Here is a 14,851-nt window from a genome sequence, read left to right as displayed (position 1 = left end):
CGAACGGTAACTATACTAGGTTACCGTTCGGTCACCTAGTATAGAGAGGACTGATATGGAACCGAGCACGAAGGATCGGATCACAGAAGCAGCGCTGCGGTTGTTCTCCGAAAAAGGGTATCTGGCCGCGTCTTTGAGCGATATCGCGAAGCAGGTCGGGATCTCGAAGGCCGCCCTTTATAAGCATTTCGCCAGCAAACAAGAAATCTTGGATCACATCGTCGCGCGGATGGATGAGCTGGACGCTGAGCGGTCGCAGCGGTTCTCCATGCCGGGGAATGAGCTGGGCGGCACTGCTGCCTATAAGGAGATTCCCGCCGAGAAGATCCGCGCATACAGCAAGGCGCAGTTCCTGCATTGGACGGAGGAGGAATTCCCCTCCCGTTTTCGCAAGATGCTGACGTTGGAGCAGTATCGGGATTCGGGCATGGCCGAGCTGTACCAAAAGTACTTGGCAGGCGGCCCCGTTGAATACATGGCGTCGGTGTTCGGTGAGATTACAGGCTCTGAAGACGGGGCTTGGCAGCTTGCACTGGAGTTCTATGGGCCGATGTTCCTGTTATACGGCTTGTCCGACGGGGGAATGGACAAAGCGCGCGCAATGGAGCTGCTGGACGATCATGTAAGCCGATTCATCGACCAGATGGAAGCAGGAAAGGCTCGCTGAGCAGCGGGTAAGGAGGGTTCCCAATGACAAAGCTTTACTTCGGCGATACGACCACCATAGCCACAACGATCATGATTCTTGGTCTTGTCGTCTTCATCGGCTACACGATCGTCAACCGCGGCAGTGTCCAGCACTGGGGAATGCGGGGGCTGCTGCTCCTTGCGTTCGGCCTTGTCGTTTGCTGTTTCGCGGCGGCTCGCGACGGGTTGGACAAGACCATTCAGTCCTCCATCGATGGGAGTTGCGCGGCTGGGTTGTTCCCGTTGGTCAGTATCCCAACCGTTGTAGGGTGCATTGGTGCCCTTGTCATAATCGCGTCTGCAATCGCCATGCTCATCGCGAACTCGCAACAGGCTAAAGAACTCTGCTTTTGGTTTATGGCATCAGGCGTTGCCGTGAAGATCATGGTCGTGGAAATCGCGAGAGTTATTGCGCTGTAAGCCCGACCGATAACAAAATACATGGAAAGGAGCGACTATGAACTGCCCTGAATGTGGCGCGAGTATGGAACAAGGTTGGTTGTTTGCCAGCAAAGACGGCGCTTTCGGGTTCGCAAGTCGGGTTCCCGGCGTTTTCGAGAACGCGCGGAATGCCGAGGGCTTCGTGCAAATCACCGAACCGAAACTAGGATGCCGAACTAGCGTGGAAGCTTGGCATTGCGCGGGCTGCAAGGTTGTTGCATTCAAACACTAGTTCCCGCCACGCTCTGCGCCGATACGCTTGCCTCCGCCCTCAATCATGCTCGACCCGCAGGCGCCCCTCTCGAGGCCTCGGGGTACGTTGTCGAGTAGTGCGGAGCTTTTCGAGGCAGGGGGTTCCGTACGTATCCAAGCTAGTTGGTAGCTGAGCCTCTATACCACCTACCAATGTAGGTCCTCGTCGCCTTTCATGAAGTCGATCATGTTGAGGTGCCTGACGCCCTCGCGCCGCTGCAGGAGCGGGTCCAGCGTGAAAAGGTAGCGTGGATACCCGTCTCTGATGTGACTGAACGGCCTGTACTCGCGCTCCTCCACATCGCGGTCAGAAATCGTCATGGATACCTGTATGTAGGCGTAGAGGTCGTGCTTCCTGGCGATGAAGTCGCATTCCAGCTTGCCGATTCGCCCGACTGAGAGCCTGTACCCCCGGGACCTCAGGTAGACATAGAGCGCGTTCTCCAGGGAGGGGCCGAAGTTCAGCCGTACATCGACGTTCCGGGCAAAGTAGATTCCGGGGTCGGCGAGGTAGTACTTCTCCTCTCCCCTGAGGGACTTCCTCGATTTCAGGTCAAAGCGCTGGCATCTGTAGAGGATCTTTGCGTCGACGAGCATCTGGATGTACGCGGACACGGTCCTTCTCTCGACGGCGATCTTCTCAATGTTTCTCAGGTGGTCGACCAGATTGGTAAGGCTTGTCGGAACGCCGTAGTTGTTGATGGCGTAGGTCATTACGCGCTCGAAGGCTTCGACGTTTCGTATCTTGTTTCGAGACCGGATGTCCTTCTTAATGATTTGCTTCACGACGTCTTCAACGTAATGGGCCTTCGCCTCGACGTCATCATATTCAAGGGAGCGGGGAAAGCCGCCGTAGCGAAGATATTCCTCGAATTCAGCCCCGTCGTCCTTCCTCTCGACTCCCAGGAACTTCTTCATGGCAAGGAATTCGCTGAACGACAAGGTGAACATCTCGAATTCGACGTAGCGCCCGGTGAGCTTGGTCATGAGCTCTCCGGAGAGGAGATAGGAGTTTGAGCCCGTTATGAAGATTGAGAAGCCGCCATCGGTGTTGAAGGCATTCACGACCTCTTCGTAGCCGCGGACGTTCTGGACCTCGTCTATGAAGAGGTATTTGAAGTCATCGTCGACAAGCCGCGATTCGATTGCGGCCTCTAGTTGGTCGGGTGTCTTGATGGAACGGTTGCCGCGCTTGTCGAGATCGAGGTAAACGATGTCTTTCTCTGGGACCCCTCGTTCCTTGAGCTCTTCGACGATGGTCGCCATGAGGCACGATTTTCCGCATCTGCGTATTCCCGTGATGACCTTTATCAGATCATCATCGTAGAATGGACGAATCTTCTTCAGATATTGCTCTCTGCGAAACAGCCTCATGGTAGAGCACCCCCTGGCCGTATTATATGCCAGGAGGTGAAATTTGGCTTTTAAGGCACCAATATTTTTATATTTTGGATAATTGGTTTCTTAAATTGGGTTTATCGTTATTCCCACTCGATCGTTGCTGGTGGCTTGGGCGTGACGTCGTAAACGACACGGTTCACGCCGTCGACCTCGTCGACGATGCGGCTGGAAATCTGGCCGATTACGTCGTAGGGCAGCTTCGCCCAGTCCGCGGTCATCGCGTCGGATGACTCGACGGCACGCACGATGACCGGGCGCTGGTACGTGCGCTCGTCGCCCATGACGCCGACGCTCCTGATGTCGGGCAGGACCGCGAAGTACTGCCAGCAGCTGTGCTCGCTGTTGCGCTCGCCGGTCTCCTGGAACAGGCGCTCGTTGTAGGCGTCCAGCTCTTCTCGCACGATGGCGTCCGCGTTCTTCAGGATGGCGAGCTTCTCGGGCGTGACCTCGCCGATGATGCGGATGGCGAGGCCGGGGCCGGGGAACGGCTGACGGTAGACCATCTTGGCGGGAAGGCCCAGGCTGACGCCGAGCTCGCGGACCTCGTCCTTGAAGAAGTGATCGAGCGGCTCGATGAGGTCGAAGTGCACGCCCTCCGGGAACGGGATCAGGTTGTGGTGGCTCTTGATCGTGGAGGCCTTGCCGCCGGTCTTGCGCGCGCCGGACTCGATGATGTCCGGGTAGATGGTGCCCTGCGCCAGCATCTCGACATCGCCGATCTTCTGGGCCTCGTCGAAGAACACCTTCCAGAACTCCGTGCCGATGAGGCGGCGCTTCTGCTCCGGGTCCGTCACGCCGGCGAGCAGCTTGGCATAGCGCTCCTCTGCGTGCACGTGGACCAGGGGCACGTTGAACTGCTTGCGGAAGACCTCCTCGACCATTTCCGGCTCGCCCTTGCGGAGCATGCCGTGGTTCACGAACACGCAGGTGAGCTGGTCGCCTATGGCGCGGTGCACGAGCGCGGCCACGACGGAGGAGTCGACGCCGCCCGAGAGCGCGAGGATGACCTTCCTGTCGCCCACCTGCTCGCGGATCGCGGCGACCTTCTCGTCGATGATGTTGTCCATGGTCCAGTCGCGCTTCAGGCCGCAGACGCCAAACAGGAAGTTCTCCAGGATGGTCTTGCCGTATGCGGTGTGGCGCACCTCGGGGTGGAACTGCGTCGCAAAGAGATTGCGGCTGGCGTCCTCCATGGAGGCGACGGGGCAGACGTCGGTGGTCGACGTGACGGTGAAGCCCTCCGGCACGCGCGCCACGGCGTCGCGGTGGCTCATCCACACGGTCTGGGTGTCCGGAGTGCCGTCCAGGATGCGGCTTGTGCCCTGGCGCGTGATGGTCGCGGGACCGTACTCGCCCTTCTCGGTGTGGCCGACCTCGCCGCCCAGCTTGACGGACATGATCTGCTGGCCATAGCAGAAGCCGAGGATGGGGATGCCAAGGGAGAAGATCTTCTCGTCCATGTCGGGGGCGTCATCCGCGTACACGGAGGCCGGGCCGCCCGAGAGGATGATGGCGGAGGGCGCCATGCGGGAGATCTCCTGCGCGGAGATGTCGCACGGCACGATTTCCGAATAGACGTGAAGGTCGCGCACGCGGCGTGCGATGAGCTGGCCGTACTGGGCGCCGAAGTCGAAGACTGCGACAAACTGCTGGGGCCTTGAAGTCTGCATTGATTCCTCCGCGAAGTGTCTTGGTGAACCAACCAATCATGCCACTACTGCGCCCGCCTTGCTCGCGCGACAGCGCGTGCGCGCGAGAAGAACAGACATCCGCCCGTCGCGCATCCGCCCACGGCACCCGCGGGCGGGGGTTCAGGACCGCGGGTGCCGTGGGCGCGGTCCGCGGGAGGGCGCGGGGCGACTGCTCCAGCAGGCTTTGTGTACTTCATAAGGTGGCATGTTCTCGCAGGTAATATTAGTTGGTTGTACGCATCGTCTGGCGCAGCTCTGACGGAAGGACACGACGTGGCGCGCAAGAACATGGGTGACGAGGACCTCATTCGCGACGCGCGCGGGCTCTCCCGCGGCTGCTCGCGTGCCCACTACGCACAGGCTCGCAGCCACCGTCGAACGCGCCGCATCGTGAAGGCGGCACTCGCGTGCGTGCTTGTGCTCGTCGTGGCAGCTGCCGGCCTTGGCGCGGCCTACCTGGGCAACATCAACTCCCGCCTGCGCAAGAACATCGACAGCTCGCTTCTGGGCACGCTCTCCAAGAGGCAGGCGGGCAAGCCGTTCTACATGCTGCTGCTTGGCGTGGACAGGGACGAGGCCCGCGCGAAGGGCAGCGAGTACGGCTCGAGCGAGGGGGCATACCGCTCCGACTCCATCATGCTGGTCCGCATCGACCCGCAGAAAAAGAAGGCCACTCTCGTCTCCATCCCGCGCGACCTCAGGGTCGACATGGGCGAGTACGGTACGCAGAAGATCAACGCCGCGTACGCCCTTGGCGGGCCGACGCTCGCCGTGAAGACGGTGCAGAAGCTTTCGGGCATCAAGATCTCGCACTACGCCGAGGTCGACATGGACGGCATGGAGAAGGTCGTGGACGCCGTGGGCGGCGTGACCGTGAACCTTGGCGTCGCCGTGAAGGACCCGAAGTACACCAAGCTTGACCTGCCCGCGGGCAAGGTGAAGCTCAACGGCAAGAAGGCGGCCCTTCTCTGCCGCGCACGCCACGCGTACGACAGCTACGGCGCAGGCGACTTCTATCGCGCCGCGAACCAGCGCGCCGTCATCGCGGCCGTCGCGAAGAAGGTGCTCTCGAGCGACGTGGCGACCATGACGAAGACCGTGACGGCCATGGCGGACATGGTCCACACCGACATGAGCGCGACGGACATCGTGTCGCTGGCGAGCAAGATGCGCGGCATGGACACGAGCAAGGACATCATGACCGGCATGGCGCCCACGGACAGCAGCTACGTCGACGGCGGCTGGTACGAGATCCTGCGCGAATCCGCGTGGGAGAAGATGATGGAGCGCGTCGAGAAGGGCAAGAGCCCGTACTCCAGCTCCGACGAGGACCCCACGAGCGGCATCGCGGCGGCGAGCGGGTCCGCGAAGAAGTCAAGGACGAGCTCGTCGGACGAGTCCTCGAGTGCGGACGACTCTTCGGGCTCGGACGGGGACGAGGGCGACGTGGAGCCCTCCTTCGAGGGCAGCGTGCGCGTGCTGAACGGATCGGGCATCGACGGCCTGGCCGGAAGGAGCGCGGACAGCCTCGCGAGCGCCGGCTTTGACGCGGTCGCCGGCAACGCGGCCGAGACCACGCGCGAGACGAAGGTCATCTACAACGGCGACGACGCGCTCGCGGAGGCGAAGGGCGTCGTGAAGACGCTCGGGCTTGATGTTGAGCCGATTGCAAACGACGGAAGCTACGTGACCACGCAGGACGTTATCGTTATCCTTGGAAGCGACCAGGGCTAACGCGACACACGGCGGCTTCCGGGCCAGGAGGCCGCGCGCAAGGAGGAACCTTGGGTAAGCACAGCGCAAAGGCGCCGCAGCAGGCAGACACGAACGAGGGCGAAGCTCGGCCTCAGGTCCAGGCCCCGCTGCCGGACGTACCAAGGGGTCCTCACGCCGGCGCGCGGACGCACCACGGCGCCTCGGCCGCGAGGGCGGTCGCGACGCCGCATGGCGCCGCCAACCCAAACGCGCCGCACTATTCTCGCGCGAAGGGCGCGGGGGACTACATCGAGAAGCGCCAGCGCCGGGGTCGCCACCACGTGCTGCGCGCGGTGCTGCTGGTTCTGGTGGCGCTGGTGGTTGCGGGCGGCGTCGCCGTCGCGGCGTACGTGCACCACATCAACACCGCCATCACCTCGGGCGTGGACGACAAGCTGCGCGACACCCTTGTAGAGACGAAGGACCCCGGCGACCCGTTCTACATGCTGCTGCTTGGCATCGACAAGGACGAGGAGCGCGCGGAGAGCAAGGAATACGGCAAGGACTACAGCGCATACCGCACAGACACCATCATCCTGGCCCGCGTGGACCCGCGCAACAAGAAGGTCACGCTGATCTCGATCCCGCGCGACACTCTGGTCGACCTGGGCTCGAACGGCAAGCAGAAGATCAACTCCGCGTACTCGTTTGGCGGCGCCGCATACGCGACGAAGGTCGTGAGCGAGTTCGCAGGCGTGGACATTTCGCATTACGCCGAGATCGACATGGACGGCTTCGCGAAGGTGGTCGACGCCATCGGCGGCGTAACCGTTGACCTGCCCGTGGCGGTGAAGGACCCGAAGTACACCGGCCTCGACCTGCCCGCAGGCAAGCAGAAGCTCGACGGGAAGACGGCGGCGCTGCTTGGCCGCGCACGCCACGCGTACGACAGCTACGGCGGAGGCGACTTCTATCGAGCCGCGAACCAGCGCATGCTGATTGGCGCGGTCATCAAGAAGGTGATGAAGGGCGGCGCCTCGACCATCGTTCCCACGGTGACGACGCTTTCCGGCTACGTCACGACCGACATGGACGTGACGTCCATCGCGTCGCTCGCGTCGGGCTTCAAGGGCATAGACATCGAGAAGGACCTGTACTCCGGCCAATGCCCCACCCTGAGCCAGTACGTCGACAACACGTGGTACGAGATCTGCGATACGACTGCGTGGAAGAAGATCATGGACCGCGTGAACAGGGGCCTACCGCCGTACGAGGACGCGTCGCAGGACTTCACCGCGGGCGTCGCGGGGTCCGTGGGAGTGAGCACCTCGACCGGGGACGACTCGTCTTCCAGCGGCGCAGGCGCAGGCGGCGCGACGCAGGTGACCCCGGAGTACGCTGGCACCGTGCTCGTGCTGAACGGCACCTCTACCGCCGGCGTCGCCGGCAACGGCGCGTCCACGCTGACCGGCGCCGGCTTCACGGCGACGACGAACGACGCTCCGTCGCTGCAGGCGAAGACGACGGTCTACTACAACGGCGACGCGGAGGCGAAGGCGGCGGGCGTCGCGAAGACGCTGGGGCTTTCCGCCGCGCCGGTGAAGAACGACGGCTCGTGGGACACCTCGACCGACGTCGTGGTGGTGTTTGGCGCCGACTGGGTCGACGGCTCCGCCAAGTCCGCCGACGCGACGGGCGCTACGGGCACGACGTCCGCCGGCGGCAACGCCGTCTCCGGCACGAACTAGGGGCCGCCGCGGGTCGCTGCACCCAGGGCACCAAGACGAGAAACGCTCCCCTCCGGGCTGACGCAAAGCCGGAGGGGAGCGTTCTTCTCGCCCGTGCACAAGACCCGCGCAAGATCTGCGCGACGGGCGGCGCATGCGTTGCTATGCGCTACACGTTGAAGCGGAAGACCATGACGTCGCCATCCTGCACGACGTAGTCCTTGCCCTCCATGCGCATGCGGCCGGCCTCCTTCGCGCCCTGCTCGCCGCCGAGGCTGACGTAGTCGTCGTAGCTGATGGTCTCGGCCTTGATGAAGCCCTTCTCGAAGTCCGAGTGGATGACGCCGGCGGCCTCCGGGGCCTTCGCGCCGATGCGGACGGTCCAGGCACGGACCTCCTTCGGGCCGGCCGTGAAGAAGCTCTGCAGGCCAAGCAGATGGTACGCCGCCTGGGCCAGGGTCTCGAGGCCGGAGTGCTCCAGCCCCATGGACTCCAGGTACTCCGCTGCCTCCCCCGCGTCGAGGTCCGCGAGCTCGGCCTCGACCTCCGCGCAGATGGGGATGGCCTTCTGGCCCTGGATGGTGAGGTCGTCGTGAAGCTGGTCCTCGTCGCAGTTCGCGACGTACAGGATCGGCTTCATGGTCAGCAGGAACAGGTCGTGGGCGGCGGCGCGCTCGTCGTCGGTGAGGTCGAGGGTCGCGGCGCGGTTGCCCTGGTTCAGCCAGTCCTGCAGGCGCTTCGCAACGTCCAGGCGCGGCTTCATCTCCTTGTCGCGCTTCGCCTCCTTCTCGAGCTTGGGGATGGAACGCTCGAGCGAGCCCAGGTCCGCGAGGATGAGCTCGGTCTGGATGGTGTCCACGTCGGCCGCGGGGTCCACGAACTCGCCGGTGCGGCCGGTCTCGCGCATGACGTTGGGGTCCTTGAAGAAGCGGACGACCTCGCAGATGGCGTCGCAGTTGCGAATGTTCGCCAGGAACTGGTTGCCGAGGCCCTCGCCCTCGTTGGCGCCCTTGACCAGGCCTGCGATGTCGACGAACTCGACGGAGGCCGGAACGATCTTTGCGGGATGCACCATCTCGGCGAGCTTGTTCAGGCGCTCGTCGGGAACGTCCACGATGCCCACGTTGGGGTCGATCGTGGCGAAGGGATAGTTGGCCGAGAGCCCGCCCTTGCGGGTCAGCGCGGTGAACAGGGTCGACTTGCCCACGTTGGGCAGACCTACGATGCCGATTGAAAGTGACACGTCCTCATCTCCGTCTGGTAGAAACTTGCGGGAGCCTTGCTTAGGCTATTCGTCGGCAAGGCGCTCGAGACCGTCGAGCACCCTGTTGAGCTGCTTCTTGCCCTCGGCCTTCGTCTTCTCGATCCGGGCCCTCTGCTTTGCCGCGGCGCGCTTGCGGCGCTCTGCCTCCTCGTCGCGAACCACGAGTTCCCTCTTGTCGCAGTCCACCATCGAGAGCGCCCCCTCGGGACACGCCTTCGCGCAGGCGCCGCAGTTGACGCAGTACGCGGGCTCAACCGAGAAGTGCCCGTGCCCGTCCAGGTCGCACGCGTGCAGCGTGCACGTCGTGACGCAGTCGCCGCAGGCGGTGCACAGCTCCGGGTCGCACTTGGGAATCTTCAGGTCGAAGCCCTCGGCGAGCGAGTTGTCCTTCTGGATGGTCGTGAGCATGAGCTTGCGGTTCTGCGTGAGGATGCGACGGCGCTTCTCCGTCGTCTTCGCGCCGACCGCGCGCTCGAGGGAGTTCTGGAGCTCCGTCATCTGCTGGGAGTGCCTGCGCACCTTCTCGGCAATCGCGGCGGCCCCCGACATCGCGGGGTTCGTGGTGGCGAGCGCCGCCGTGCCGGCCTTCACCATGGTCGACATGAACTGGCTGCGCTTGTAGGCGCGCGTCTGCTCGTGGGTGAGGTCCTTCTCGTCCACCTCGAGGCCCATGGCCCCGTGGCTCAGCTCCTCCCCCGCCGCGATCTCGTTCGCGTACGCCTCCTCGCCCGTGACGTTGCGGCACTTGTCGCAGATGCCCAGGGGCAGGTAGACACTCAGGTTGTCGTACTCCCTCAGCAGGGCGAACCACGTCTCGCGCGACACGGCGCCCACGCACGGCAGCAGGATCTCGTTGTCCTTGGGGTTGCGTCCCAGGGCGCGCGTGCAGGTGATGTAGCACTGCTCGTACTCGCTCGCCGCCTTTGAGATCCTGTCGTACAGGCTCTTCGGGGTGACCTTGTACGCGACGAAGACCTCCGTGGGGCAGGCGACGCTGCACAGGCCGCACTTGCGGCAGTTGTCGGCGATCTTGACGGCGTTCTTCGTGACGGTGATGGCATCCACGGGACATACGTCCAGGCACCGGTGGCAGTCGTCCGCGCCCTCCGACGCGACGCGCGTGCAGAACAGGGAGTTCGCGCGCGGACGCTCCTTGTAGTCCGAGGGGTCGTAGAAGTTCGCGTTCTCGGGGTCGACGGCAAGGGAGCCGGCCAGACCGCCCAACGGGTTCTTGACGGCCTTCCAGTCGCTCTGGATGTCAATGAGGTCGTCGATTACGTCGCGCTTCTGGGCCATGTCTCCCCCTTCGTGTTGCCGAACTGCAATTGTACCGCTTAACGGCCATATGCGAGCCGCAATGGCCGACTCGACCGACACGCATACAAAAAGAGGTCCCGGACCCCCGCGAACATGCCGCGGGAATCCGGGACCGAACGCTATCGCCTAGCGAATGGCCTTAGTACATGCCACCGCCCTGGCCGCCCTGTGCGGCCGCAGCGGAGATGGCCTCCTCGATGGTGGTGTCCTTCGGCTCATCGGAGACGGTTGCCTCGGTGATGAGAATCAGGGACGCGACGGAGGCGGCGTTCTGGAGCGTGGTGCGGGTGACCTTGACGGGGTCGAGGACGCCCATCTCGATCATGTTGCCCCACTCGCCGTTGGCGGAGTTCAGGCCCTCGCCCTCAGGCAGGGTCTTGATCTTCTCGACTACGACGGAGCCCTCGAAGCCGGCGTTCTGCGCGATGGTCTTGACCGGTGCGGTCAGGGCCTTGCGGATGATATCGACGCCGATCTGCTCGTCTGCGTCAGCGGCCTCGACACCGTCCAGAGCCTTCGCGGCCTCCAGGAACGCGACGCCGCCACCAGCGACGATGCCCTCCTCGACGGCGGCGCGGGTTGCCTGCAGCGCGTCCTCGATGCGGTGCTTGATCTCCTTCAGCTCGACCTCGGTAGCCGCGCCGACCTTGATGACGGCGACGCCGCCGGACAGCTTGGCCATGCGCTCCTGCAGCTTCTCCTTGTCGAAGTCGGAGTCGGTGTGCTCGATCTCACCCTTGATCTGGGAGATGCGGTCCTCGATGGCCTCCTTGGAGCCAGCGCCGTCCACGATCGTGGTGTTGTCCTTGGTGATCTTTACGGACTTGGCGCGGCCGAGCATCTCGGCGGTGACGTCGGTCAGCTCGACGCCAAGCTCCTTCATGGCGACCTGGCCGCCAGTCAGGATGGCGATGTCCTCGAGCATGCGCTTGCGGCGATCGCCGTAGCCGGGGGCCTTCACGGCGGCGACGTTCAGCGTGCCACGGAGCTTGTTGAGAATCAGGGTCGCCAGGGCCTCGCCGTCGACGTCCTCGGCGATGATGAGCAGCGGCGAGCCGCTCTTCTGGATGGCCTCGAGCACGGGCAGGATGTCCTGGATGTTGCTGATCTTCTGGTCAGTCATCAGGATGTAGGGGTTCTGCAGCTCGGCGGTCATCGTGTCGTTGTTGGTGGCGAAGTACGGGGAGATGTAGCCCTTGTCGAACTGCATGCCCTCGACGGTGTCGATGTCGATGCCGAAGGTCTGGGAGTCCTCGACGGTGATGACGCCGTCCTTGCCCACGACCTCCATGGCCTCGGAGATCTTCTGGCCGATGGCGGGGTCGCCGGCGGAAATGGTGCCGACGGACGCGATCTGCTCGGAGGTGGAGACGTCGGCGGACATCTTCTTCATCTCGGAGACGGCGGCATCGACGGCCTTGTCGATGCCGCGACGGATCGCGATGGGGTTGGCGCCAGCGGCGACGTTGCGGAGGCCCTCGTTCACGATGACCTGGGCGAGCAGGGTCGCGGTGGTGGTGCCGTCACCGACGGTGTCGTTCGTCTTGGTGGCGACCTCCTTCACGAGCTGGGCACCCATGTTCTCGATCGGGTCCTTCAGCTCGATCTCCTTTGCGACGGACACGCCGTCGTTCGTAATGGTGGGGGCGCCGTAGGAGCGCTGCAGCGCCACGTAGCGGCCCTTGGGGCCAAGCGTGGTAGTGACGGCGTCAGCGAGGGTGTTCACGCCCTTGGCGAGCTTGGCACGTGCGTCGGTGCCGAAAACAATGTCCTTAGCCATTCTTATCCTCCGATGTCACTCGTTTGTGAGATGTCCTGCGAAGCCTGCCGGCTACTCGGTAATAATCGCGTAGATGTCGTCGGCACGAAGCAGGAGGAAGTCCTCCCCGTCGACCTTGACCTCGTTGCCGCCGAACTTGCCATAGTAGACCTGGTCGCCAACCTTGACGTCCGGGACGATGCGCTCGCCCTTGTCGTTGAGCTTGCCGGCGCCGACGGCGACGACCTCGCCGCGCTGCGGCTTCTCCTGAGCACCGGAAGAGATGTAGAGGCCGGAAGCGGTCTTCTCCTCCTTGGGAGCGGGCTTAACAAGAACGCGGTCACCAAGCGGCTTAAGAGTCATGGTCAAAACCTCCCGTTATCGTGCGTACCTGCACGTCTCTTGGTATCTGAAGGGGCTTGCACCCCCTCTCGCCTATCTGACGTTCTGAATTCTACCCAGAACCCAACCCTTATACAACAAAAGAGAAAAAATCTTACAGGCGGCACTTAGATTTTCTCGCATGGGGCAACGCATGTGCATGTTTCTGGCGACATACGCACGCGGCCCGGCACAAAGCCGGGCCGACATGCGTCTTGCTTCATAAAGATGGCGGCGGGGCGAGGTCGCCCGCGCAGGGCTCCGCGCCGGGAGCCGCGCACCGGCGCCGCGAACGCTACGACAGCTTTTCCAGCTCGGCAAGCCAGAGCGCGGAGCACGCGTCCGACGGCATGCGCAGGTCGCCGCGCGGCGACACGGCCGCGGAGCCGACCTTCGGCCCGTCCGGCAGGCAGCTGCGCTTGAACTGCTGCGAGAAGAAGCGCCGGTAGAACGTGCGCAGCCACGTGAGGATCGTCTCGTCGTCGTAGGAGTCGCCCAGCGCGTAGCGCGCGAGGCGGTACACCTTGCGCGGCGGGAAGCCGCGGCGCAGCACCTGGTACAGGAAGAAGTCGTGCAGCTCGTACGGGCCGACGAGGTCTTCCGTGCGCTGCGCGATGGTGTCGTCCTCCTCCGCGGGCAGAAGCTCCGGCGAGACGGGCGTGTCCAGCACGTCGAGCAGCACCTCCGAGAGCGCGTCCGACTCTGTGGTGTCCGCCACGTAGCGCACGAGGTGCCGCACGAGCGTCTTCGGGACGGACGCGTTCACGCCGTACATGCTCATGTGGTCCGCGTTGTACGTGGCCCAGCCCAGCGCGAGCTCCGACAGGTCGCCCGTGCCCACCACGAGGCCGCCCACCTGGTTCGCGACGTCCATCAGTATCTGCGTGCGCTCGCGGGCCTGCGCGTTCTCGTACGTGACGGAGTGGTCCTTCTCGTCGTGCCCTATGTCCGCGAAGTGCTGGCGCACCGCCTTCGTGATGCTCACCTCGCGAAGCGTCGCTCCCAGCGCGTCCGCAAGGACCTCCGAGTTGCCGTGCGTGCGCTCCGTGGTGCCGAAGCCCGGCATGGTGACGGCAACGATGCCGGAGTGGTCCATGCCCAGGATGTCGAAGGCGCGCGCGGTCACGAGCAGGGCGAGCGTGGAGTCCAGCCCGCCGGACACGCCGATGACGGCTGCCTTGGAGCGCGTGTGCGCCATGCGCTTTGCCAGGCCAAACGACTGGATGGAGAGCACGTCCTCGCAGCGCGCGCTGCGCTGCGCCGCGTCCGACGGCACGAACGGGTGCGGGTCCACCCAGCGCGTGAGGTCGGTAGGCTCCGCCTCGAGCGAGAAGGGCGTGACCACGTAGCCGGCGGCCTCGCCGGAGGGCGCGGTCACGAACGTGCTCAGGCGGCGGCGCTCCGCCGCGAGCATGTCGACGTCGACCTCGCTCGTGGCGCGCGCCTCGCGAAACGGCCTGCCCTCCGAGAGCACGCTGCCGTTCTCCGCCACGATGTCGTGCGCGGAGAACACGAGGTCCTGCGTGGACTCGCCCCAGCCGGCGCTGCAGTACACGTAGCCCGCGACGAGGCGCGCGGACTGCCCCGCGACCAGGCTCCGGCGGTACGCCGCCTTGCCGACAATCGCGTTCGACGCGGACAGGTTGCACAGCACGGTGGCGCCGGCGAGCGCGTGCGCGATGGACGGCGGCTCGGGCACCCACAGGTCCTCGCACACCTCCGCCGCGACGACGAGGTTCGCCATGCTGTCGCACGCGAACAGCTGGCGCGCGCCAAACGGCACGCCCCGCTGCCCCGCGAAGTCGATGCGCGTCACGTCGAGGGGGCCGGCGCAGAAGTGCCGCGCCTCGTAGAACTCGTTGTAGTTGGGAATGTGCCGCTTCGGCACGATGCCGAGGACGCGCCCGCGGCCAAGGGCGACGGCGCAGTTGTACAGCTTGCCGCCCGCGCGCACGGGCGCGCCCACCAGCACGAGGGCGTCCACGCGCGACGTGGCCCGGGCCACGTCCGCCACGCCCTTCTCGGCGGCGTCCAGAAGCGCGTCCTGCCAGAACAGGTCCTCGCAGGTGTAGCCCGTGAGCGCGAGCTCGGGTAGGACGATGACGCGGGCGCCGTCGAGCGAGAAGGACTCGCGCACCTCTTGCACCACGGCCTTGACGTTGAAGTCGACGTCGGCCACGCGGACCTCCGGGGTCCGGGCCGCGACCTTTACGAATCCGTCCTGCATGAACTCCCC

12 protein-coding genes are annotated in these 14,851 nt (G+C 64.4%); 5 read left to right on the top strand and 7 right to left on the bottom strand.

From position 1 onward, the window contains the following. Positions 1 to 55: 55 nt before the first annotated feature. From HF885_RS03845 to HF885_RS10705, 3 genes are read left to right on the top strand one after another with little or no spacing between them, the layout of a single operon-like run. Positions 56 to 667 (top strand): TetR/AcrR family transcriptional regulator, encoded by a 612-nt coding sequence (locus HF885_RS03845; RefSeq protein ID WP_170103642.1) that lies wholly within the window; start codon positions 56 to 58, stop codon positions 665 to 667. A gap of 23 nt (positions 668 to 690) precedes the next feature. Next, the gene (locus HF885_RS03840) at positions 691 to 1,107 is read left to right on the top strand and encodes a hypothetical protein (RefSeq protein ID WP_072355101.1); all 417 of its coding nucleotides are present in this window, start codon (positions 691 to 693) and stop codon (positions 1,105 to 1,107) included. A 37-nt stretch (positions 1,108 to 1,144) separates the two neighbouring features. Further along, entirely contained in the window at positions 1,145 to 1,360 is a 216-nt protein-coding gene (locus HF885_RS10705; RefSeq protein ID WP_081920133.1) for a PF20097 family protein, read from the top strand. A gap of 167 nt (positions 1,361 to 1,527) precedes the next feature. Here the strand turns inward: HF885_RS10705 and HF885_RS03835 are convergent, their stop codons facing one another. Beyond that, positions 1,528 to 2,754, bottom strand: a complete 1,227-nt coding sequence (locus tag HF885_RS03835) for an ATP-binding protein (RefSeq protein ID WP_170103641.1) — start codon at positions 2,752 to 2,754, stop codon at positions 1,528 to 1,530. A 107-nt stretch (positions 2,755 to 2,861) separates the two neighbouring features. Beyond that, positions 2,862 to 4,451: a glutamine-hydrolyzing GMP synthase gene (gene guaA, locus HF885_RS03830; protein ID WP_170103640.1), complete on the bottom strand. Its 1,590-nt coding sequence runs from the start codon at positions 4,449 to 4,451 to the stop codon at positions 2,862 to 2,864. A gap of 294 nt (positions 4,452 to 4,745) precedes the next feature. On the opposite strand from guaA, the gene HF885_RS03825 reads away from it, so the two are divergent. Then, positions 4,746 to 6,206: an LCP family protein gene (locus HF885_RS03825; protein ID WP_170103639.1), complete on the top strand. Its 1,461-nt coding sequence runs from the start codon at positions 4,746 to 4,748 to the stop codon at positions 6,204 to 6,206. Positions 6,207 to 6,256: 50 nt separating this feature from the next. Continuing rightward, positions 6,257 to 7,915 (top strand): LCP family protein, encoded by a 1,659-nt coding sequence (locus HF885_RS03820; RefSeq protein WP_235927303.1) that lies wholly within the window; start codon positions 6,257 to 6,259, stop codon positions 7,913 to 7,915. Positions 7,916 to 8,063: 148 nt separating this feature from the next. On the opposite strand, the gene ychF is transcribed toward HF885_RS03820, so the two are convergent. From ychF to HF885_RS03795, 5 genes are all read right to left on the bottom strand, one after another. Beyond that, positions 8,064 to 9,137 carry a redox-regulated ATPase YchF gene (gene ychF / locus HF885_RS03815; RefSeq protein ID WP_170103638.1) on the bottom strand — a complete coding sequence of 358 codons (1,074 nt, stop codon included), beginning with the start codon at positions 9,135 to 9,137 and terminating at the stop codon, positions 8,064 to 8,066. Positions 9,138 to 9,182: 45 nt separating this feature from the next. After that, entirely contained in the window at positions 9,183 to 10,454 is a 1,272-nt protein-coding gene (locus HF885_RS03810) for a 4Fe-4S binding protein (protein ID WP_170103637.1), read from the bottom strand. A 160-nt stretch (positions 10,455 to 10,614) separates the two neighbouring features. Next, complete coding sequence (gene groL, locus HF885_RS03805; RefSeq protein WP_170103636.1) at positions 10,615 to 12,255, bottom strand: chaperonin GroEL; 1,641 nt, start codon at positions 12,253 to 12,255, stop codon at positions 10,615 to 10,617. A 51-nt stretch (positions 12,256 to 12,306) separates the two neighbouring features. After that, entirely contained in the window at positions 12,307 to 12,597 is a 291-nt protein-coding gene (locus HF885_RS03800) for a co-chaperone GroES (RefSeq protein ID WP_090846803.1), read from the bottom strand. 313 nt (positions 12,598 to 12,910) lie between these two features. Continuing rightward, entirely contained in the window at positions 12,911 to 14,842 is a 1,932-nt protein-coding gene (locus HF885_RS03795) for an NAD(+) synthase (RefSeq protein WP_170103635.1), read from the bottom strand. Between the last annotated feature and the right edge of the window lie 9 nt (positions 14,843 to 14,851).

Source organism: Parafannyhessea umbonata, assembly GCF_012844235.1.
Lineage (GTDB): Bacteria > Actinomycetota > Coriobacteriia > Coriobacteriales > Atopobiaceae > Parafannyhessea.
This window is presented reverse-complemented; position numbering and strand designations above follow the sequence as displayed.

Coding starts and splice junctions, on each gene's coding strand:
- HF885_RS03845 (WP_170103642.1), top strand. CDS start 56: ATGGAACCGAGCACGAAGGATCGGATCACAGAAGCAGCGCTGCGGTTG.
- HF885_RS03795 (WP_170103635.1), bottom strand. CDS start 14,842: ATGCAGGACGGATTCGTAAAGGTCGCGGCCCGGACCCCGGAGGTCCGC.
- HF885_RS03800 (WP_090846803.1), bottom strand. CDS start 12,597: ATGACTCTTAAGCCGCTTGGTGACCGCGTTCTTGTTAAGCCCGCTCCC.
- HF885_RS03810 (WP_170103637.1), bottom strand. CDS start 10,454: ATGGCCCAGAAGCGCGACGTAATCGACGACCTCATTGACATCCAGAGC.
- groL (WP_170103636.1), bottom strand. CDS start 12,255: ATGGCTAAGGACATTGTTTTCGGCACCGACGCACGTGCCAAGCTCGCC.
- HF885_RS03835 (WP_170103641.1), bottom strand. CDS start 2,754: ATGAGGCTGTTTCGCAGAGAGCAATATCTGAAGAAGATTCGTCCATTC.
- HF885_RS03840 (WP_072355101.1), top strand. CDS start 691: ATGACAAAGCTTTACTTCGGCGATACGACCACCATAGCCACAACGATC.
- guaA (WP_170103640.1), bottom strand. CDS start 4,451: ATGCAGACTTCAAGGCCCCAGCAGTTTGTCGCAGTCTTCGACTTCGGC.
- HF885_RS10705 (WP_081920133.1), top strand. CDS start 1,145: ATGAACTGCCCTGAATGTGGCGCGAGTATGGAACAAGGTTGGTTGTTT.